Genomic DNA, 19,912 nt, shown 5'->3' with positions numbered 1-19,912 from the left:
TGCGCCGCGAGCCGATGATGACCGATCCACTGTCCCGCTCCCATGCTGCCGCACTGGACGCTGCCGACCCGCTGCGCGCGCTCCGCGATGCGTTCGTGTTTCCGCAACATGGCGGCCAGGATCAGACCTATTTCGTCGGCAATTCACTGGGCCTGCAACCGCGCCAGGCGCGTGCGATGGTGTCCGAAGTGCTCGACCAGTGGGGCGCGCTCGCGGTGGAAGGCCACTTCACCGGCCCCACTCAATGGCTCACCTATCACCAGCTGGTGCGCGACGGGCTGGCACGGGTGGTCGGCGCACAGCCGGACGAGGTGGTGGCGATGAACACGCTCACCGTCAACCTGCACCTGATGATGGCCAGCTTCTACCGGCCCAGCGCCGAGCGTGCCGCGATCCTGATCGAAGCCGGCGCGTTTCCGTCCGACCGCCACGCCGTGGAGTCGCAGTTGCGCCTGCACGGGCTGGACCCGGACACCCACCTGATTGAAGTGGAGCCCGACGCAGCCGACGGCACGCTGTCGATGGACGCGATTGCCGCGACCATCGCGCAGCACGGCCCGCGGCTGGCGCTGGTGCTGTGGCCAGGGATCCAGTACCGCACCGGCCAGGCGTTCGCGCTGGGCGAGATTGCGCGGCTGGCACGCGCCCAGGGCGCGGCGGTGGGTTTCGACCTGGCGCACGCGGTGGGCAACATCCCGCTCAGCCTGCACGACGATGGCGTCGATTTCGCCGTGTGGTGCCACTACAAATATCTCAACGCCGGCCCGGGTGCGGTGGGCGGCTGCTTCGTGCATGCGCGGCATGCGCACAGCAATCTGCCGCGCATGGCCGGCTGGTGGGGCCACGAACAACCGACGCGCTTCCGCATGGAACCGCAGTTCGTACCTTCGCCCGGTGCCGAAGGCTGGCAGCTGAGCAATCCGCCAGTGCTGGCGCTGGCGCCGCTGCGCGCGTCGCTGGAATTGTTCGACCAGGCCGGCATGCCGGCGCTGCGTGCCAAATCCGAGCAGCTCACCGGGCATCTGGAACAGCTGATCCACACGCGCGTGCCGCAGGTGCTGCAGATCGTCACCCCGGCCGATCCCGCGCAGCGTGGCTGCCAGCTGTCGCTGCGCGTGGCCGGTGGCCGCACGCAGGGCCGGGCCCTGTTCGAGTACCTGCAATCGGTGGGCGTGCTGGGCGACTGGCGCGAGCCGGATGTGATCCGCATCGCGCCGGTACCGCTGTACAACCGCTTCTGCGATCTGCACCAGTTGGTGGAGCACGTGGAAACCTGGGCCGCTGCCTGAGCCCTTCCTCCTTGCCGGCGCCCCTGTCCGGCCGCTGCCGGATACCGCATTGAGCGCTGCTGCCTCCCCTCGTTCCCTGACCCTGATCGGCGCCGGTTTGGCCGGTTGCCTGCTCGCCATCCTGCTGTCGCGACGCGGCTGGCAGATCACCTTGTACGAACGCCGCGGCGACCCGCGCATCAAGGGCTACGAGTCCGGGCGTTCGATCAACCTGGCCTTGGCCGAACGTGGCCGGCATGCCTTGCGCCAGGCCGGCGCCGAAGACGCGGTAATGGCCAAGGCGGTGATGATGCGCGGGCGCATGATCCACCCGGTCAGCGGCGAGCCGCAGCTGCAGCGCTACGGGCGTGACGACAGCGAGGTGATCTGGTCGATCCACCGCGCCGCCTTGAATGTCACCCTGCTCGATCTGGCCGAACAGGCCGGCGCGCGCGTGCATTTCTATCGGCGCCTGCACACGGTGGATTTCGACGCCGGCTACGCGCGCTTCATCGACGACCGCGACGACCAGCCGCACGAGATCCACTTCCAGGCACTGGTCGGCAGCGACGGCGCCGGCTCGGCCTTGCGCGCGGCCATGCAGCGCAAGGCGCCGGTGGGCGAACACATCGCCTTTCTCGATCATTCCTACAAGGAACTGGAAATTCCACCGCGGGCGGATGGCGGTTTTCGCATCGAACGCAATGCGCTGCACATCTGGCCGCGCGGGCGCTACATGTGCATCGCACTGCCCAACGACGGCGGCACCTTCACGGTGACTTTGTTCCTGCCCAACGAAGGCATGCCGAGCTTTGCCACCACCCGCAGCGGCGACGAAGCGTTGGCCTTGTTTGCCCGCGACTTTCCCGATGCATTGCCGCTGATCCCGCAGCTCAAGGAACACTGGGAAGAGCACCCGCCCGGCCTGTTGGGCACGCTGACCCGCGAGCGCTGGCATCTGGATGGCCGCGCCGTGCTGCTGGGCGATGCCGCGCATGCGATGGTGCCGTTCCACGGCCAGGGCATGAACTGCGCGTTCGAAGATTGCGTGGCGCTGGCCGAACAGCTGGATGCACACAGCGACCTGAGCGAGGCGTTCGCGGCCTTCGAAGCCGCGCGCCGCGACGATGCGGCCGCGATCCAGCAGATGGCACTGGAAAACTATCTGGAGATGCGCGATCGCGTGGGCGATGCGCAATTCCTGCTGCAGCGCGCACTCGAACAGCAACTGCAGGCACGCTGGCCCACCCGCTTCGTCCCGCACTACACCATGGTCACCTTCCTGCGCACGCGCTACGCGATCGCACTGGCACGCAGCGAGATCCAGCGCGAGATCCTGCTCGAAGCCACCCACGGCCACACCGATCTATCTCGGATCGATTGGGTAGCACTCGAAACTGTGGTGCATGCCCGCCTGGAGCCGCTGGAAGGCGCGCACTGAGCGCAGGGATGCGGCGGCGTTGCCGATGACGTAGTGGCAGGACCGTGGTGGCGCGCAGGCGGCCACGACCCGAGCGACGCCTCGGCCGCGACCTTCGCATGACATGTATGCGCGCGGTGGTCGCTATCTCGCGTGCGGCGCACGGGCAGCAGCGCTGGGCCATGACGTCAGCCGTTTGTCCGCGCCCGCTGGCATCGACGAGCGCACAGCGCCTCTCTGCCGCGCCTGAAGCATCGCAGCGTATTCCACTGCACCTCACAGCGCCCCCGCACAGCCGCGCCTCAGCGAGCCGGCGGGAGGATGAGGGATACTAACCAGCACCGGCGGCGCCTTGCAGCGCGCCGCAGCTTTGGATTGTGATACGGCATGCCTGACAGTTTTCTCTTCTACGACCTGGAAACCTTCGGCCAGGATCCGCGCCGCACCCGCATCGCGCAGTTCGCGGCCGTGCGCACCGATGCGCAACTGCGCGTGATCGAAGAGCCGATCAGTTTCTTCGTGCAGCCGGCCGACGATCTGTTGCCCTCGCCCTACGCCACCATGGTCACCGGCATCACCCCGCAGCACGCGCTGCGTGAGGGCGTGAACGAGGCCGAGGCATTCGCGCGCATTGCCGAGCAGATGGGCCGCCCGCAGACCTGCACGCTGGGCTACAACTCGATCCGCTTCGATGATGAGTTCGTACGCTGCGGCCTGTTCCGCAATTTCTACGATCCCTATGAGCGTGAGTGGCGTGGCGGCAACTCGCGTTGGGATCTGCTCGACGTGCTGCGGTTGGTGCATGCACTGCGCCCGGACGGCATCGTGTGGCCGCAGCGCGAGGATGGCGCCACCTCGTTCAAACTGGAGCATCTGGCCGATGCCAATGCCGTGCGCGAAGGCGATGCACATGAAGCCCTGTCGGACGTGTACGCCACCATCGGCATGGCGCGCAAGTTCCAGCAGAGCCAACCCAAATTGTGGGACTACGCGCTGCGTCTGCGCGACAAGCGCTTTGCTGCCAGCTTGCTGGACGTGATTGCGATGCAGCCGGTGCTGCACATCTCGCAGCGCTACCCGGCCACGCGCCTGTGCGCGGCCGCGGTGTTGCCGCTGAGCCGTCACCCGCGCATCGACAGCCGCGTGATCGTGTTCGATCTGGACGGCGACCCGGATGCGTTGTTGCGCCTGAGCCCGGACGAGATCGCCGACCGCCTGTACATTCGCGCCGCCGATCTGCCCGAAGGCGAGCAGCGCATCCCGCTCAAGGAAGTGCATCTGAACAAGGCCCCCGCCCTGGTGGCCTGGCAGCATCTGCGTAGCGATGACTTCCAGCGCCTGGGCGTGGACCGCGCCGCGGTGGAAGCCAAGGCCGCGCGGTTGCGCGAACTGGGCCCGGAGCTGGCAGAAAAAGTACGCCAGGTCTACGGCGCCGAGCGCGCCGGGGCAGCAGCGGTCAACGACGCCGACGCCTCGCTGTATGACGGCTTCCTGGCCGAGGGCGACAAGCGCCTGCTGACGCAGGTGCGCAGCAGCGCGCCGGGCGAACTGGGCGCAATGGAAGCGCGCTTCCGCGACCCACGCCTGATCGAACTGCTGTTCCGCTACCGGGCGCGCAACTGGCCGCAGACACTTTCGCCGCACGAGCACCAACGCTGGAACGATTATCGTCGGCAACGTCTGCTGGAAGACCGCGGCCTGGGCGAAGTCACGCTGGAGCAGTTCTACGCGCAGATCGCCGATTTACGGCTTGCTCACCCCGACGATGCTACCAAGCAATCCCTGCTCGACCAGCTCGCCGCCTGGGGTTCGGACCTCCAACGCACGCTATGACCACCTATTTTTCCGACGCCAGCTTCAAGTTCCTGCGCGCCCTGGCCCGCCACAACGACAAGACCTGGTTCAACGACCATCGGCATCAGTACGAGGCGCATGTGCGCCAGCCGTTCCTGCAGCTCATCACTGACCTGCAACCGGACCTTGCGCAGGTCAGCGAGCACTATCGCGCCGATCCCAAAACGCAGGGCGGCTCGCTGTTTCGCATCTATCGCGACGCACGCTTTTCCAACGACAAATCGCCCTACAAGAACTGGCAAGGCGCGCGGCTGTTCCATGCGCGGCGGCGCGAGCTGCCGGCACCGTCGTTCTACATCCATCTGCAACCCGGCGAGAGTTTCGTTGGCGCAGGGCTATGGCATCCGGAGCCGGAGACGCAACGCAAGCTGCGGCAGTTCATCTTCGATAACCCGGGCAGCTGGAAAGCCGCCGCGCACGCGCCCAAGCTGACCCGTAAATTCGCACTCGACGACAGCGAAAAACTGGTGCGTGCGCCGCGCGGTTTCCCTGCCGACTTCGAGTTCATCGACGATCTCAAGCACCGCAACTGGGCGTATCTGCGTCCGCTCGACGACGCCACCATGACCGGCAATCGGCTACGCCAGACCATTGCGGCTGATCTGGTGGTGTTGGCGCCGTTCGTTGACTACCTGTGTGCCGCGCTGGATCTGGAATTCTGAGCGCAGGCACGCCACGCATGCCCGCGCACTGCCTGCTGCTGTGCGCACATCCGCCACGCCTTCCAACACGTGCACCCGCTGTAATGTGCCTACCAATCCAGGAGTGGCGGCAATGAAAAAATGGTGGTGGTGGCTCCCGCTGTTGATCGTGCTGGCACTGGCCGGCTATGTGGTCGGTGGGCCGTATCTGGCAATCCGCGGCATCAGCCAGGCGGTGGCCAACCGCGACACCGCGCAACTGGCGCGGCACGTGGACTTCCCGACGCTGCGGGTCAACCTGAAAGCACAACTGGACGACTACGTGGTGCGCGAGGCCGGCAGCGGCCTGCAATCGAGCCTGCTGGGTGGTTTTGCATTGCAGCTTGCCAGCCGTCTCGGCGGCGCCGGTGTGGATACGCTGGTGACGCCGTTAGGCATCAGCGCGTTGCTGCAAGGCCATCAGGTCTGGAACCGCGTGACCGGCGACACCGTCAGCCCGGACACCTACGCAGCACCCTCGCCTGCGCGACCACTGGACGGCGCCGAGCAACGCTTCGAATCGACCCGCCGATTCACCGCCACCACGCACACCGCCAGCGGTGCGCCGGTGGTATTCGTGCTGAGCCGTCAGGGCCTGCGTTGGCGCCTCACCGACATCCAACTGCCGCTGCGCGATGCTGCCGGCAGCTCCCCTGCCGGCGGCTGAGTCGCGCCAGCATGCACATTGGTCGGCACGCAGCGTTTAGCTGAATCGCCAGGCCCGCTCCGTCCACGCCGCCTGCAGGCGCTGCATGGACGGACGCAGCTGCCGCGCCGCTGACCACGGAAGTGACCGCAGTGCATCGGCGACGCTGCCGGGCGTGCGTTTACCGTCCCAGCAAAACACGATCTGGTTACGCAGATCCGGCTCGGGCAGCACCAGCATGTGTCCATCGAACAGCGCGCGCAGCGTGCCCAGGTGCTCGGCGGTCGCCACCTGGAACAGGTTCAACACCAGCACACCGCCGGGCCGCAGCGCCGCCTGGCACGCCGCGTAGAACGCGGTAGTGCACAGCGCCGGCGGAATGCCGTCGGCATCGTAGGCGTCCAGCAATAACAGGTCATAACGTTGCGGACGATGGGCGATCCAGGCCGCGCCATCGTCCAGGCTGACCTCCAGGCGTGCGTCATCGCGCGGCAGGCGGAACACATCGCGCAAGGCCAGCACCTGCGGATCGGCCTCCACTGCTTCGACACGTGCCCAGGGCAGATACCGGCGACAGAACTTGGCCTGCGCGCCGCCGCCCAGACCAATGATGCCGATGCACTGCGGGCGCGGCTGTAGCCATAACGCGGCCAACATGCCGCGCGTATAGGGCACCACCAGCCGGTGCGGCGCCCAGCGCGCCATGCGCGTCTGGATGGTGTCCTCGGCGAAGGACAGCTCCACCGCGCGCCAGCTCATCCGCAGCGCGGCGCGAACCGGCGTGCGCTGCGGCCCGCTCATCCGATCGGTGGGTCGTTGGCCACGCCGTGCGGCACGTGGCCGGCGGCCACATGCTGGTGCTGGCGTGCGCTATCGATGTTGTGTTGCGAATCGTCGAAGAAGATATCCGCGCCAAACGCTTCCAGGAACGGCCCCTTGTGGCGCCCGCCCAGGAACAGCGCTTCGTCCAGCCGCACACCCCACTCGCGCAGGGTGCGGATCACCCGCTCGTGCGCGGGCGCCGAGCGCGCGGTAACCAGCGCGGTGCGGATCGGCGAGGCCTCGCCCGGCGGGAACGCCGCCTGCAGCGCATGCAGGGCGGAGAGGAAATTACGAAACGGACCCACCGACAACGGCTCGCGTGCGCGCTCGCGCTCGTGGCGGCCAAACGCTTCCACGCCCTGTTCGCGCGAGATGCGCTCGCTCTCGTCGCCGAAGATCACCGCATCGCCGTCGAAAGCGATCCGCAGCTGCGTGGACAAGCGGGTATCGTCGTTGTCGACGATGGCCGCAGCCGCCTCGGCCCGTTCGCCCGGTGCGCGCGGCATGATGGTGGCCGCTGCGATGCCATGGGTGAGCGCGCGCCGCACCGACTCGGGATTGGCCGACAGGAACAGATCGGTGCCGAACGGTTTGACATAAGGCCAGGTCGGCTGACCAGAGGTGAAGGTCGCGCGCACGATGCCCAGGTTGTAATGCTGGATCGAATTGAAGATGCGCAAACCGGTGTCGGCGGAATTGCGCGACAGCAGGATCACTTCAACGCGCGGCGTTTCTTCCGGCGTGTCGTGGTTGAGCGCCAGCAACTTGCGCACCACCGGAAACGCCACGCCCGGCTCCAGGATGTCGTCCTCGTGCTCGCGCTGGAACGCGGAATACGCCTCCACCCCGTTGGCCTCGAACAGCGCGTGGCCTTCTTCGAGATCGAACAGTGCGCGGGAGGTCACCGCGACGGTCAGCAGCCTGGGGGAGTTGTCAGCCATTTAAATGCCGGGATTGGGGATTGGGGATTGGGGATTGGGGATTGGGGATTGGGGATTGAGGATTCGGGGATTGGTCCAAGCGCCAGCGCGGTTTTGCTACAGCGTCAGCGCTGCATCCTACCGTGTCCACCTTATGCACCGCGGAATGCCGCGCTGTTGCTGTTGCCAATCCCGAATCTTCACTATCCAATCCCCGCCCCTCACACCGCAAACTGCTCGCTGAAGATGCGTTCTTCCAGGTTGTGTTCGGGGTCGAACAGCAAGGTCACGCGGCGTTCGGTGGATTCGCGGATGGTCACTTCGACCACGTCGCGGATTTCATGCGAATCGGCGGTCACGCTGACCGGGCGCTTGTACGGATCCAGCACGCGAAAGCGCACTTCGGTATCGGCCTTGAGGATGGCGCCGCGCCAGCGCCGCGGCCGGTATGGCGCGATCGGGGTCAGGGCCAGCGTGTGCGACCCCAGCGGCAGGATCGGGCCGTGCGCGGAGTAATTGTAGGCGGTGCTGCCGGCCGGGGTTGCCACCATCACCCCGTCCCCGATCAGCTCGGCAATGCGGGTCTGGCCATTGAGGTCCACGCTCAGGTGGGCGGCCTGGCGCGTCTGCCGCAACAACGAGACCTCGTTGTAGGCCAGCGAACCGGCACTGGTGCCGGATTCGGTCTGTACCAGCATTTCCAGCGGACGCAGGTGGGCCGGCTCGGCGCGTTGCAGGCGCGCCAGCAGGTCGTCCTCGTCGTCGCGGTACTGGTTCATCAAAAACCCGACCGAGCCCAGCTTCATGCCGAACACCGGCTTATCGGCGGCACCGTGCCGGTGCAGGGTCTGCAGCATGAATCCGTCGCCGCCCAGCGCGCAGACAATGTCGGCATCGTGCAAGGCGTGGTCGCCGTAGCGCTGCACCAGGCGCGCGCGTGCGGCCACCGCCGGCTCGGCGGGGCTGGCAAGAAAAGCGATGCGGGGCATTGCGGTCATCGTTGACTCCAGAGCATGCGAATCAGCATACCGCAGCGCCGTGGTGGGCTTGTGCGTGGGCCGCTGTCACGGCGTGCGCGCCGCAGCGGACGCGTTGCTGCGCGTCAGCCGCGGCGCGTAGCAGGCCGCCCCGCCGCCAGGGTGCATGGATCCGGCGCACGTCGTCCAAGCCCTGCGCTGCGCCGTCATCCGCCGCAGGCGCGGTGTGTCATCACGCTGTCAAACGCCAGGCGCGGTGGATGCGCGCATGCCGCTCGAAGTCCGGGTCGATGGTGCGCGGGCTGATCTCCTCGCATTGCGCAAACTCGGACACCGCCTCTTCATCCAGCTTGAACCGGCGGAAGTTGTTGGAAAAATACAGCACGCCGCCCGGCGCCAGGCGCGCCACTGCCGCGCGCAGCAAGCGCACATGCTCACGCTGGATATCGAAATCCTCGGCGCGTGCGGAGTTGGAGAACGTCGGTGGGTCGCAGAAAATCACGTCGAAGTGCGCACGCTCGGCTTCCAGCCAGGCCAGCGCGTCGGCCTGCACCAGCTTGTGCTTGCTGCCGGCCTGGCCGTTCAAGGCCAGGTTGTCGGCGCACCACTGCAGATAGGTACCGGACAGATCCACGCTGGTCGTGGCGCTCGCGCCGGCCACCGCCGCCTGCACGCTGGCCACGCCGGTGTAACAGAACAGGTTGAGGAAGCGTCGCCCCTTGGACTGTTGCGCCATGGTGCCGCGCAACGGGCGGTGATCCAGAAACAGGCCGGTGTCCAGATAATCGAACAGGTTCACCCGCAGCAGCGCGCCGTGCTCGCGCACGTTGACGATTTCGTTACGCTGCTCGAAGCGGCCGTACTTGCTGCCACCCTTGCCACGTTCGCGCGACTTCAACGCAACACGTTCAGCCGGCACCTCGAACACCTCGCGCGCAGCGGCCAACAATTCGCCCAGGCGACGGCGCACATCCGCCTCGGGAATGGTCGCCGGCGCGGCGTATTCCTGCACATGCAGGAAGATGCGGCGGTCGCCATCGGCTTGCTGATACACGTCGATGGCAGCGGAATATTCCGGCAGGTCGGCATCGTAGACGCGGAAGCACTCGATGCCTTCGCGGGCGCGCCACTTCTTGAATTTCTGCAGGTTCTTGCGCAGGCGGTTGGCCACCATCTGCGCGCCTTCGCTGAGCGCCGTCGGTGCCGCCAACGGAGTCCGGCGCGGTACCGCGATCGGGTCGCAGACGATCAACGCGCACTCGATCGCGCCATTGAACAACTGGTATTTCTTGCCCGCACGCAGGCCGGTGGCGTACGCCAGCTCGGCATTGCCGCACAGCAGGCTCGCCCGCCACTGCGGCACCACGCGCTGCAGGGTGTCGCCAAGTTTGCGATACAAGGCCGCGTCGGCGGCCAGGCGCTCGTCGTACGGCGGGTTGCACACCACCACGCCGGTGGCCTGCGGCCGAGTCTGCAGGTCGCCGACCTCGCGCACGCCGAACCAGATGGCCTCCGCCACGCCGGCCACCTGGGCATTTTCCTTGGCGGCGCGAATCGCATGCGGGTCCATGTCGCTGCCATGGATCACCTGCTTGAGCGCGGCACGGCCAACGCTGTCGCGCTCGCGTGCCTCGGTCACCAGCTGCTGCCAGCTGTCGCGGTCGAACCCGCGCCAGCGGCTGGGAATGTCGCTGCCGTAGCGCTGCAGGCCGGGCGCGACATCGGCCGCCATCAGCGCGCCTTCGATCAACAAGGTGCCGCTGCCGCACATCGGGTCCAGCAAGCCGCCGCCATCGGCATAGGCGCGTGGCCAGCCGGCGCGCAGCAGAACGGCAGCGGCCAGGTTTTCCTTCAATGGCGCTTCGTTCTGCGCCATGCGCCAGCCACGCCGGTGCAGCGGCCCGCCGCCCAGATCCACCGAAATAGTGGCGCGGCCCTTGCGCAGCGACAGGTTCAGGCGCAGGTCCGGGCTTTCCACGTCCACCGACGGGCGCTCCAGCCCCTGCCGGCGGATGGTGTCCACCACCGCGTCCTTGATGCGCTGCGCCGCATAGCGTGCATGCGTGATGGCGGTGCCGGACACGTGCGCATCCACCGACAGCGTGTGCCCGGTGGACAGATGCTCATGCCAGGGCAGCTCGGCAACGCCGGCATACAGGGCGTCTTCGTCCGGGCAATCGAACTCGGTCAGCGGCCACAGCACCCGGCTGGCCAGCCGCGACCACAGCACGGCGCGCTGGGCATCGCGCAAGGCGCCCTCGACGTTGACGCCGGAAATGGTGGCGGTGGCCTTGCTGGCACCGAGCGCGAGCAACTCGTCGGCGAGCAGGTATTCCAGGCCCTTGGCACAGGATGCGAAGAATTTCACGTAGGCAGGTATCGATGGAGACGATGACCGCGCAGCTGGCGGCGACCGTGGAAGCAGGACAGCGGGCCGGTGGCGGTGAAGCGCTGCCGTGGCCGCCGCGGGCGGGGGCAAATGGTCGGCCATCGGGGCCGGCATTACCAGCCCGACGGCCTGCCCTGCCCGTGCGCGGTTCACCACGGCGCCAGCCGCCACTGCGGCTGGGCCGTGTCCAGGCGCTGCTGCAGACCCAGTCGTTGCAGGAAGGCGGCGTCGTGCGAGACCACCATCAGGGCGCCGCGATAGTCCTGCAGCAGCGCTTCCACCGCCTCCACCGAGGCCAGGTCCAGATGGTTGGTTGGCTCGTCCAGCAGCAGCAACTGCGCCGGCCGGGCCCGATACAGCGCACCGGCCAGCGCCACCTTCAGCCGCTGGCCGCCGCTGAGCTGGCCGGTGGGCAGGTCGGCACGGGCCTGGTCCAGGCCCAGCAGCGCAAGCCGCAAGCGCTGCGCGTGGGCCTGGCCATCGGGCTCGGCAGCGTGCAGGTGCTGCGCGGCAGAACGCGCCGGGTCCAGCTGCGCCAGGTCCTGGTCCAGATAGGCCACTGGCACGTGGATCGCGCACTGCCCGGCTGACGGCAGCAGTTGCCCGGCCAGAAGCAGCAGCAACGACGACTTGCCGCTGCCATTGGGCCCGACCACCCCGATGCGTGGTTGGCCGTGCAGCAGCAGGTCCACCCGCCGCCCACCCAGCCGCCCATCCGCCAGCGCCACCTGCTGCAACGTGGCGAGCCGGTGCGCCGCGGTGGCCGGCGAGGACGGCGGCAGCAGCGCGACCGCCTGCGCGTGATCCACCTGCAACGCCGCATCGATGACGGCAGTGGCCAGGCGTGCGCGCTCGGCGCTGTGCTGCTGGTGCAGGCGCCCGGCGCTGGCCTCGCTGCGCTGCTTTTGCCGGCCAAGCAGGATCGGCGCCTGATTGGCCTGGCTGGCGGCACGGCTGCCACGCGCCTGGCGCTGCTGCTGCCGTTGCTGCTGGCAGCGCAACGCCTGCTCACCCCGCTGCCGCTCTAGCTTGCGGCTGGCCAGCAGGTCGCAGGCGGCCTGCCGTTCCAGCGCCCGCTGCGCGGCATAGGCGCTGTAGTTGCCGCCGTAGCTGCGCAGCCCCTGCGGCGACAGCTCCAGAATGTGCTGCATCGTCTCCAGCAACGCGCGGTCATGGCTGATCACCAGCAGCCCTCCGGTCCAGGCCTGCAACTGCGCCAGCAACCGCGCTCGCTGCACGTCATCCAGATGGTTGCTCGGCTCGTCCAGGATCAAAAAGTCTGGCTGCGCCAGCCATGCGCCCGCCAGTGCCACCCGCATCGCCTCGCCACCGCTGAGCGTGTCCGCCGGCGCAAGCGCATCGCGCCCGCCCAGGCCGTGCTGTTCCAGGGCAACGGCGAATGTCTGATGCGCGGTCCAGCGCTCGCCCACCCGTTCGAAATCAGCCGCTTCCACGCTGCCGTTCGCAATGCGGTCCAACGCATCCAGGAGCGGCGCCACGCCGGCCAGCGCGGCGATGCTCTGCCCGGGCGCGGCGCTCACCCGCTGCGGCAGGTAATGCACGCTGCCGGTACGGACGCAGCGCCCGGCACTGGGCGCCAGCGCACCGGCCAGGATGCGGCAAAGCACACTCTTGCCCACGCCATTGCGACCGACCAGGCCGGTGCGGCGCTGATCGATGTGCGTGGTGAGATCAGAAAACAGCGGGCTGCCATCGGGCAGCAGGTACGTAACGCTTTCCAGCGTCAGCGAAGGACAGGTCATCGGTTACTCCATTGCATGCCAGCACGCGCGCCGATCCAACCGGAACGGCAGCGGGTTCGGCCGTCATCACGACGGCGGCATCAATGGCGCATTGGACCAACCCTCAAACGGTGAGCAATGGTGCAAGTGTAGGCCGGTGCGTGGACATGGCGGAACCCTCTGGCACGTTTGCGCCGCTGATTCCATTCAAGTTGCGCGTCATGTGAGCGCGGCTAGTGCGCGTCGTCTCCAACGCCCGGCGTTGGATGCGCACCGCGATCCATCTTGCAGATCAGCGCGCGCCGCCTGATGGCCATGCACCCACCGAGGCCACGTTGCACACGGCCAAGAACGGGCAACCAGGGCCTGCACTCGGGAGTTACATCTCAGTCGCTCATCGGTTTCCGCGCAATCACCGTCGGAAAGATGCTTGCGCGATCATCGATAAAACGCACATCGGTAAACCCCGCGCTCTCCAGCTGCGTGCGGGTCTGCGCATGCGTACGGAACGACGCCCAGCGCGCCTGCACCACATCGATGAATACCTGGCTCTGCAGCACCAACGCAGCGCCGTCGATCAGGTCCAGTTTCCAGGGCGACTCGGCACACAGGCTCGGTGGCGGCGTGAGAAAGCTCGCCACCAGCGTGCCGCCCGGCCGCAGCCTGTCAAAAAATGCGCGGTACAAGGCAATCACGCGCGCATCGTCCGGCTCATAGAGATTGAGGCCGTTGCTGCTCAACACATCCACGCTGTTCGGCTCGCCCGGCGCCCACGCATCCTCACGTTGCAGCGTCAACTGGCCTTCCAGGCCATACTGCTGCGCAAGCCGCAATGCACCGTCCAACGCCTGCGGGTCGAGATCGATACCGATCAGCCGCACATCCGGGCACTGCCCGTAGTCCAGGCTCAGCACATCGGCCATCCAGCCGCACGGCAGCGAGGCCAGCGTCATGCCGGGCCGCAGCAACGCCTGCAACTGCGTGCGGAAGATGCCAAAGCGCTCGCGCGTTGCGAGCACGGCAGGCGTCTTTTCGAAGAGTTCGTACTCCAGCGCAGGCGTCGTCTGCTGCACCAGGGTTCCTGCCTGATACGTCACCAGCTGATGCGTCCAATTCGCATTGAGCCCACGATTGCGCAGCAGGAACCGGCCCAGCTCCATCGCCCACAGCGCATCGACCAGTTGCAGCAAATGCTCCATTTCTGCAGCAGAGCGATCGTTGTGTTGACGCAGCCGCGTCTTGATCGACGCGAGCAAGGTCGCGTCATCGGTGTCCGTCTCGCCCAGATGCGAAATCACCCGGCCGTGCGGTGCCGTCTGCGGCAGTGGTTGATCATCATGTTGCATCGTTCACCTCGGCAAGCGCCAATCGCTTTCTGCCGCCATGGTGGCGCGTGCGGAGCTGCGATGCGGCCCAAAGGGCGAGGCAAGATGCCGGCGAGCGAATGCGCACGATGCGAGCGCGGCGCGGCTGCGCCGTTACCTGTGCGCAGCGACCACAGCGCAGCGAACGCGAAAAGCTCAGCCCAGTCCGAAGGCCGGGTGATAGGCCACATCGGCCAGCGGCAGCAGCCGGTCGCCGAAGGCCAGCGCCTGCAATTCCGATGCGGGCACGTCGGGCACGCTCAACCCCGGCTCCACCGCAAATCCCAACCGCCGGAAAAAGCCGGGTTCGCCGTGGGCCACGCACCCGGCCGCACCGCGCTCGCGCAAGGTGGCCAGGGCCGCCTGCACCAAGCGCGTGCCGAGCCCCTGACGTTGATGGCCTGGGCCCACTGCCAGCGGTCCGAGTGCGAACCAGCCGGAAGAACCGTCGGACAAAGCCACCGGCGACACCGCCAGATGGCCGACCACATAGCCGTCGTGATCGGCGACCAACGACAGCGCCAGCGCATCGTCGTTACGCAGCGCGGCAATCACATGCTGCTCGTCATGCCGGCTATGCTCGGCGCGCATGAAGGCCACCATCGTCAGCACCTCGATGGCAGCGGCGTCGCCGTCGCTCGCCTCGCGGATCAGCACACTCATCGGCGCATCGGTCTGCGCCGAAGGCATATCGTGGTCGTCGTGCATCACAGGCTCTGCAGCAGTTCGGCGAAGGCGCGCGAAGCGGCCTGCACATGCGCACCCAGGCGATGCCCGTCATCGACCAACAGCAGCCGCGCCGAACGGGCCTGCGCCCAGGCAATGACGTCGGCGGCCGGAATCAGTTCATCGTGCCAGGCATGCACGATGGAGATCGGCACCGCAGCGGCATCCAGCGCCGGCAGCGGCCCCATCTTGGTCGGCGGCACCATCAGGAACAGCGCGCGTGTCGGCACCTGCAGCGAGACCTGCGCGGCGATGTAGGAGCCCAGACTGGAGCCCGCCAGCACCACCGGGCCTTTCTCGGTGGCGGCACGTGCAATCTCCAGCAAACGCTGCAACCGGCCGCGCACATCGCCCAGCTGACCCAGGTCGCGGCGTGCGTCCAGGTCGGTGAAATCGGGCCGCTCATGCGTCCATCCCAGGCGCTCGGCCACTTCTGCCAGCGCGGTGACCTTGAGCGCATCGGGCCCGCTTTCGAATCCATGCGCCAGGATGCAATGGCCGCGACTCATAGCGCCTGCACCGTATCGCCGATGCGCAGCACACCGCCGCGCAGGATGCGTGCGCACAGCCCGCCGTGGCCGCGCATCGCGTTATAGCCGCCTGGCCCCAGCGCCTCTTCCATGCGCGAACACGGGTCGCACGGATCGGTGCCTTCCAGCTCCACCTCCCCGATGCGGAACCGCCGTCCTTTCAGTGCAATCAACGGAATGCCGACTACCACCAGGTTGCGGCGCAAGGTTGCCGGCGCCAGTGCCGCCTGGCCGGCCAATGCGGCGATCACCGGCAGGTGCTCGGCCTGGAGCAGGGTGATACCGCGCTTGCCGCTGCCGCCCTTGTAGCGATCGCCCACCAAGCCAATACCGGTGGTGGCCTGCGCCGCATCCACTTCCAGCATTGCCACATCACGCGCAGGACGCACGCCGATCCAGGTCACCTGCCCGGTCTGCGGCAGCGTCGCCATCAATTTGCCCAGCGGGCTGTCGGGATTCAAAGCCATCGTCGAATGCTAGCATCCGCACCATGTCCGATGCCGTCCTGCCGTCGCCCCCGATCACCTACGCGCCGTTGTCCTACGAATCGCGGCTGGCCCGGCGCACGCTGCGCAACATCGACATGGTGGTCATCCATTGCACCGAGTTGCCGGACATGGCGATGGCGCGCGAATACGGCGAACGCGTGCTCTACGACAGCGGCACCGGCAACAGCGGCCACTACTACATCGACCGCAATGGCAGCATCCAGCAGTACGTGGCGCTGGAGCGCGTCGCCCACCACGTGCGCGGCCACAATCCGCACACGCTGGGCATCGAACTGGTCAACAGCGGGCGTTATCCGCATTGGCTGGATTCGCGCCATCAGCAGATGCGCGAACCCTACCCCGACGCGCAGATCAACGCGCTGGTGACCTTGCTGCAGTGGCTGGAGCAACAGCTACCGTCAGTACGGCGGATGGCCGGTCACGAGGCATTGGACACCACCCAGGAAGCGGCCAGCGACGACCCCTCGCGCAAGATCCAGCGCAAGCGCGACCCCGGGCCGTTGTTTCCGTGGGAGCGCATCGAAACTGCCGTGCGCTGGGTGCACGCGCCGCGCTGAGCGCCGCGCTCAGCGACCGGATGGGCGATAGGTCTTCTCGCCAGCATTGACCGCCAGGTCCAGGCGATTGTCCGGCGGCGCAATCGGGCACACCACATGCGGCGTCAGCGCGCAGGGCGGGTTCTCGGCCAGATTGAAATCCAGCACAACGCGGCCGTCGCGCGGCGCGTCTGTGTAGAGATAGCGCGCGCCGCCGTAGCTTTCCTTGCCGCTGGTACGGTCGGCGAACACGAAGAACAGCCGCGCATCCCCGTCCTGCGCGATCGGACGCAGGCGATAACGCTGGCCGTTGCGGGTGAACACCGCTTCGCCCGGCACCTGCACCGTCAACGGTGTGCCGATCGAGGTCAACAACGTGGTGGCACGTGGCGCGTCATACGGCTGCCACTGCGCGTCGATACGCCAGTGCGCATCGGTAGGGAAATAGTCCAGCTCCCCGAACTGTGCCAGCGCTGCCGGGTCGCGAAACCGCCACCCGTACAAGGCGCCGGTCTGCACCACATAGAACTCGCGCGCATCGATGCGCAGACGGTCGCCCGGCTGCCCTGCCCGCTCGGGCGCCAGCACCACCTCTGTCACGGGCTTGCCGTGCAGCGTCACTCCGGTGCCGGCCGCGGCCTGGAAACGCAGCTGGCCTTCGGGATCCAGCGTCAGGTTGCCCAGCTGCGCAGGCCCCGCCGGCAGCACGATATCGGCATGCGGGTCGGCCCCCACCCGATAGCGGCCCGGGCGCACGCGGCCGGAGCCGGTGTAGCTCAACCAGCCATCCGGAGCATGCAATTGGGCACGGCGCGCCGCACGTGCGTGCGCAAGCGCTGCAGCGTAGCCGTCACGATCGGCACGCGCGCTCGACGGCTCAGCCGCTGCACCACTGCCCTGCGAGGTCGACCCGGCCGAACATGCAACCACCAGCACGATTCCCACGACGCCTATCGCGCCACGCTGCAACTGCCACCGCATCAGCACACCCAACACTGCGAGAACTGCGCTCCGCGCAGCGAGCCTGCGTCCCCACAGGCCACCTTTCCTGCGGCTATTGTGCCTGCAATTGGCTAGCGACCGCGACCGGGCGGCTGCGATCCTGCAACCAGCCGCTCCACGATCCGGCATACACGCGCGCACCGGAGAGCCCTGCCACCTCCAGCGCGAGCAGCAGATGGCAGGCGGTCACACCCGAGCCACACATCACCACGGCCTGCTCCGGCGCGTAGTCGCACAGCAGCGCGCCCAGCTCGGCGCGCAACTCCGCCGCCGGCTTGAACCGCCCATCGCGCAGGCTCATGCCGAGCGGGCGACTCACCGCGCCCGGCACGTGCCCGGCCACCGGGTCGATGGGCTCCACCTCGCCACGAAAGCGCTCACCGGCACGTGCGTCGAGCAGCCAGCCCGGCGCCGCGTCCAGGCGCGCCAGGATCGCCTCGGCGTCCACCACCGCATCCGCATCGAAACTGCCCGGGTACGCGCCGCTGTCGGCCGGCGAAGGCACTGCCGTGGTCTCGGGCAACCCGGCCGCACGCCAGGCGGCCAGGCCGCCATCCAGTACCGCCACGCGGCGATGGCCCATCAGCCGCAGCATCCACCATGCACGTGCGGCCGCCATGCTGCCGTCGGCCGCGTCATAGACCACCACCTGGCTGTCGGGCGTGATCCCCCAGCGGCCGAGCTGGGCCGCGAAGACATCACTGTGCGGCAGCGGATGACGCCCTTGCCCAGGGCGCGACACATCCGCCAGCGCGTCGTGCAGATTGGCGAAATGCGCACCCGGCAGATGTCCTTGTGCGTAGTCGCGCTGTGCGGCGCCCGGGTCCGGCGCGGTTGGCGGTGCCGCCCGCGCATCCAGCAGACGCAACTGCGGGTGCTGCAGCGCTGCTGCCAGGGTGGCGCTGTCCACCAGCGTGGTCCAGTCGGGTTCGGCACTCATGCACTCTGCTCCAGACGACGGCGAAGATTGAGAAGAATGGCCGCGGTGGCACCCCAGATCCGGTGACCGGGCCAGTCGTATTCGAGCACGCGACGTGGCCGGCCGCGGTACTCCAGCTCCACGCTGCGCAAGTTGTCCGGGTCCATCAGATAGGCCAGTGGCACCTCGAAGACGTCGGCCACCTCGTCCGGCTGCGGTACGGCCACAAAGGCCGGGTCGATCACCGCTACCACCGGAGTCACACGGAATCCGCTCACGGTCAGAAACGGGTCCAGATAGCCCAGTGCGTGCACCTGCTGCGCGCCCAGGGCGATTTCCTCGCAGCTTTCGCGCAACGCCGCCGCCGCCGCATCGGCATCGGACGGCTCGATCCGGCCACCGGGGAAACTCACCTGCCCGGCGTGGTGGCGCAGGCTGTCGGTGCGCCGCGTCAGCAACACCATCGTGCCCTGCGTGCGCGGCACCAGTCCGCACAACACCGCCGCTTCGGCCGAGGCGCCGCCTTCGGTGAGATCGATCAACTCGGCATGGTTCCAGCCGGGCCCGTCCGGCGCGGTGTGCAGCGGATACAGCGCACGCTGCAAGGCCGCGCACTCGGGCAGCTGCGCCGCCAACGCGCGCGCGGGCAGCACCGTTTGCAGATACTCCAGGCGTTCACCGTCACTCATGCTCATCCAGCGTGCAATTTCATCCAGGCTCCGCAGGCAACCGACACAGCTCCCCTGCGCGTCCAGCGAACATACACCGATACACGGGCTGGCCAGGCCACCGCTGTTCGAATCCTCGCCCTGCATCGTGCGGCCTCCGCGCCTGATGTCCTTCCGATACCTGAAACGACAACGCCGGCCTGGTGGCCGGCGTTGTCACAGCAACAGCAAACGCAATTACTTGACGCTGACCAGCTTGATCTCGAACTGCACAGCCACGTTCGGCGGGAACGGGGTACGCGGGTCGGCACCATAGGCCTTTTCCGGCGGCAGGGTCACTTCCCACTTGGAGCCGGCCGGCATCTGCAGCAGCGTATCGCGCATGGCCTGCATCTCGACTTCGCTGACCTTGATGGCCGGGATCTGCTGCGCAGGACGTGCCTTCTCGCGGTCGCCGAAGGGGAACGGACCGGCGACTTCAAGTTGCACGGTGCTGGCCTGGGTCGGCTTGGCGCCCTTGCCGGCTTCGATCACGCGGTACTGCACGCCGCTCGGCAGCGTCTGCACGCCAGCGGTGCTCTTGTTCTTGGCCAGGAACGCATCGCTCTTGGTCTTGTTGGCGGCAGCGGCCTTGTCGTACTCGGCCTTAGCCTGCTGGGCACGGCCCTGCTCACGCTTCTGGAACGCTTCCACGGCCGGCTTCAGCTGGTCGGCAGTGATGGCCGGCTGCTTCTTGGCATAGGCGTCCTGCAGACCCTTCACCACCGAGTTGATATCCAGCTGTTCACCACGTCCGGTGAGCTCGGCAAGGTTGTTGCCGTAGTCATAACCAAAGTAGTAGCTCAGCTTGCCCTTCTCGGACGTTGTGTCCTGGGCCAGCGCATTGCCCGTCAGGGCCAGGGCCGCCACAGCGACCGCGATCGAACGCAACTTCATCAAA

General features: G+C 67.5%; 19 protein-coding genes and 1 pseudogene. 6 read left to right on the top strand and 14 right to left on the bottom strand.

Features of this window, described 5'->3' with window-relative positions; all coding sequences use genetic code 11:
* Positions 1-17: 17 nt before the first annotated feature.
* The 5 genes from kynU (at position 18) to XCC_RS08095 (ending at position 5,889) form a co-directional block, all read left to right on the top strand.
* Complete coding sequence (gene kynU / locus XCC_RS08115; RefSeq protein WP_011036737.1) at positions 18-1,289, top strand: kynureninase; 1,272 nt, start codon at positions 18-20, stop codon at positions 1,287-1,289.
* Positions 1,290-1,338: 49 nt separating this feature from the next.
* Entirely contained in the window at positions 1,339-2,709 is a 1,371-nt protein-coding gene (locus tag XCC_RS08110) for an FAD-dependent oxidoreductase (RefSeq protein WP_011036736.1), read from the top strand.
* 366 nt (positions 2,710-3,075) lie between these two features.
* The gene (sbcB, locus tag XCC_RS08105) at positions 3,076-4,521 is read left to right on the top strand and encodes an exodeoxyribonuclease I (RefSeq protein WP_011036735.1); all 1,446 of its coding nucleotides are present in this window, start codon (positions 3,076-3,078) and stop codon (positions 4,519-4,521) included.
* Positions 4,518-5,204, top strand: a complete 687-nt coding sequence (locus XCC_RS08100; RefSeq protein WP_011036734.1) for a DUF2461 domain-containing protein — start codon at positions 4,518-4,520, stop codon at positions 5,202-5,204. The genes sbcB and XCC_RS08100 overlap by 4 nt, the downstream gene beginning before the upstream one ends.
* Positions 5,205-5,316: 112 nt before the next feature.
* On the top strand, positions 5,317-5,889 hold the full coding sequence (locus XCC_RS08095; RefSeq protein WP_011036733.1) for a DUF2939 domain-containing protein: 573 nt from the start codon (positions 5,317-5,319) through the stop codon (positions 5,887-5,889).
* A 36-nt stretch (positions 5,890-5,925) separates the two neighbouring features.
* Here XCC_RS08095 and XCC_RS08090 read toward each other — a convergent pair whose 3' ends face one another.
* The 10 genes and pseudogenes from XCC_RS08090 to XCC_RS08050 form a co-directional block, all read right to left on the bottom strand.
* Positions 5,926-6,669 (bottom strand): transferase, encoded by a 744-nt coding sequence (locus XCC_RS08090; RefSeq protein WP_011036732.1) that lies wholly within the window; start codon positions 6,667-6,669, stop codon positions 5,926-5,928.
* Positions 6,666-7,631 (bottom strand): 5'-nucleotidase, encoded by a 966-nt coding sequence (locus XCC_RS08085; protein ID WP_011036731.1) that lies wholly within the window; start codon positions 7,629-7,631, stop codon positions 6,666-6,668. Before XCC_RS08085 ends, XCC_RS08090 begins: the two co-directional genes overlap by 4 nt.
* A gap of 200 nt (positions 7,632-7,831) precedes the next feature.
* Positions 7,832-8,608, bottom strand: a complete 777-nt coding sequence (locus tag XCC_RS08080; protein WP_011036730.1) for an NAD kinase — start codon at positions 8,606-8,608, stop codon at positions 7,832-7,834.
* Positions 8,609-8,819: 211 nt separating this feature from the next.
* Entirely contained in the window at positions 8,820-10,955 is a 2,136-nt protein-coding gene (rlmKL, locus tag XCC_RS08075; RefSeq protein WP_011036729.1) for a bifunctional 23S rRNA (guanine(2069)-N(7))-methyltransferase RlmK/23S rRNA (guanine(2445)-N(2))-methyltransferase RlmL, read from the bottom strand.
* Positions 10,952-11,147 (bottom strand): annotated as a pseudogene (locus tag XCC_RS22760) (hypothetical protein). Before XCC_RS22760 ends, rlmKL begins: the two are co-directional and overlap by 4 nt.
* The gene (locus tag XCC_RS08070) at positions 11,126-12,739 is read right to left on the bottom strand and encodes an ATP-binding cassette domain-containing protein (RefSeq protein ID WP_011036728.1); all 1,614 of its coding nucleotides are present in this window, start codon (positions 12,737-12,739) and stop codon (positions 11,126-11,128) included. The pseudogene XCC_RS22760 and the gene XCC_RS08070 overlap by 22 nt, the downstream one beginning before the upstream one ends.
* Before the next feature lie 365 nt (positions 12,740-13,104).
* On the bottom strand, positions 13,105-14,064 hold the full coding sequence (locus XCC_RS08065) for an SAM-dependent methyltransferase (RefSeq protein ID WP_011036727.1): 960 nt from the start codon (positions 14,062-14,064) through the stop codon (positions 13,105-13,107).
* 174 nt (positions 14,065-14,238) lie between these two features.
* Positions 14,239-14,745: a GNAT family N-acetyltransferase gene (locus tag XCC_RS08060; protein ID WP_011036726.1), complete on the bottom strand. Its 507-nt coding sequence runs from the start codon at positions 14,743-14,745 to the stop codon at positions 14,239-14,241.
* 44 nt (positions 14,746-14,789) lie between these two features.
* On the bottom strand, positions 14,790-15,317 hold the full coding sequence (locus tag XCC_RS08055) for an alpha/beta hydrolase (protein WP_011036725.1): 528 nt from the start codon (positions 15,315-15,317) through the stop codon (positions 14,790-14,792).
* A complete protein-coding gene (locus tag XCC_RS08050) occupies positions 15,314-15,805 on the bottom strand; it encodes an MOSC domain-containing protein (protein ID WP_011036724.1) in 492 nt (163 codons plus the stop codon). Before XCC_RS08050 ends, XCC_RS08055 begins: the two co-directional genes overlap by 4 nt.
* A gap of 23 nt (positions 15,806-15,828) precedes the next feature.
* On the opposite strand from XCC_RS08050, the gene XCC_RS08045 reads away from it, so the two are divergent.
* The gene (locus XCC_RS08045; RefSeq protein ID WP_011036723.1) at positions 15,829-16,404 is read left to right on the top strand and encodes an N-acetylmuramoyl-L-alanine amidase; all 576 of its coding nucleotides are present in this window, start codon (positions 15,829-15,831) and stop codon (positions 16,402-16,404) included.
* Between the two features lie 9 nt (positions 16,405-16,413).
* On the opposite strand, the gene XCC_RS08040 is transcribed toward XCC_RS08045, so the two are convergent.
* From XCC_RS08040 to XCC_RS08025, 4 genes are all read right to left on the bottom strand, one after another.
* On the bottom strand, positions 16,414-17,364 hold the full coding sequence (locus XCC_RS08040) for a DUF1684 domain-containing protein (protein ID WP_011036722.1): 951 nt from the start codon (positions 17,362-17,364) through the stop codon (positions 16,414-16,416).
* A gap of 73 nt (positions 17,365-17,437) precedes the next feature.
* Positions 17,438-18,325, bottom strand: coding sequence for a sulfurtransferase (locus XCC_RS08035; protein ID WP_011036721.1), 888 nt, complete (start codon positions 18,323-18,325; stop codon positions 17,438-17,440).
* Entirely contained in the window at positions 18,322-19,119 is a 798-nt protein-coding gene (locus tag XCC_RS08030; protein WP_011036720.1) for a CoA pyrophosphatase, read from the bottom strand. Before XCC_RS08030 ends, XCC_RS08035 begins: the two co-directional genes overlap by 4 nt.
* Before the next feature lie 90 nt (positions 19,120-19,209).
* Positions 19,210-19,908, bottom strand: coding sequence for an FKBP-type peptidyl-prolyl cis-trans isomerase N-terminal domain-containing protein (locus XCC_RS08025; protein ID WP_004429231.1), 699 nt, complete (start codon positions 19,906-19,908; stop codon positions 19,210-19,212).
* Between the last annotated feature and the right edge of the window lie 4 nt (positions 19,909-19,912).

The sequence above is a fragment of the Xanthomonas campestris pv. campestris str. ATCC 33913 genome, assembly GCF_000007145.1.
GTDB classification, from domain to species: domain Bacteria; phylum Pseudomonadota; class Gammaproteobacteria; order Xanthomonadales; family Xanthomonadaceae; genus Xanthomonas; species Xanthomonas campestris.
The sequence above is the reverse complement of the archived record's forward strand: the minus strand, read 5'-3'. Positions and strand labels throughout refer to the sequence as shown.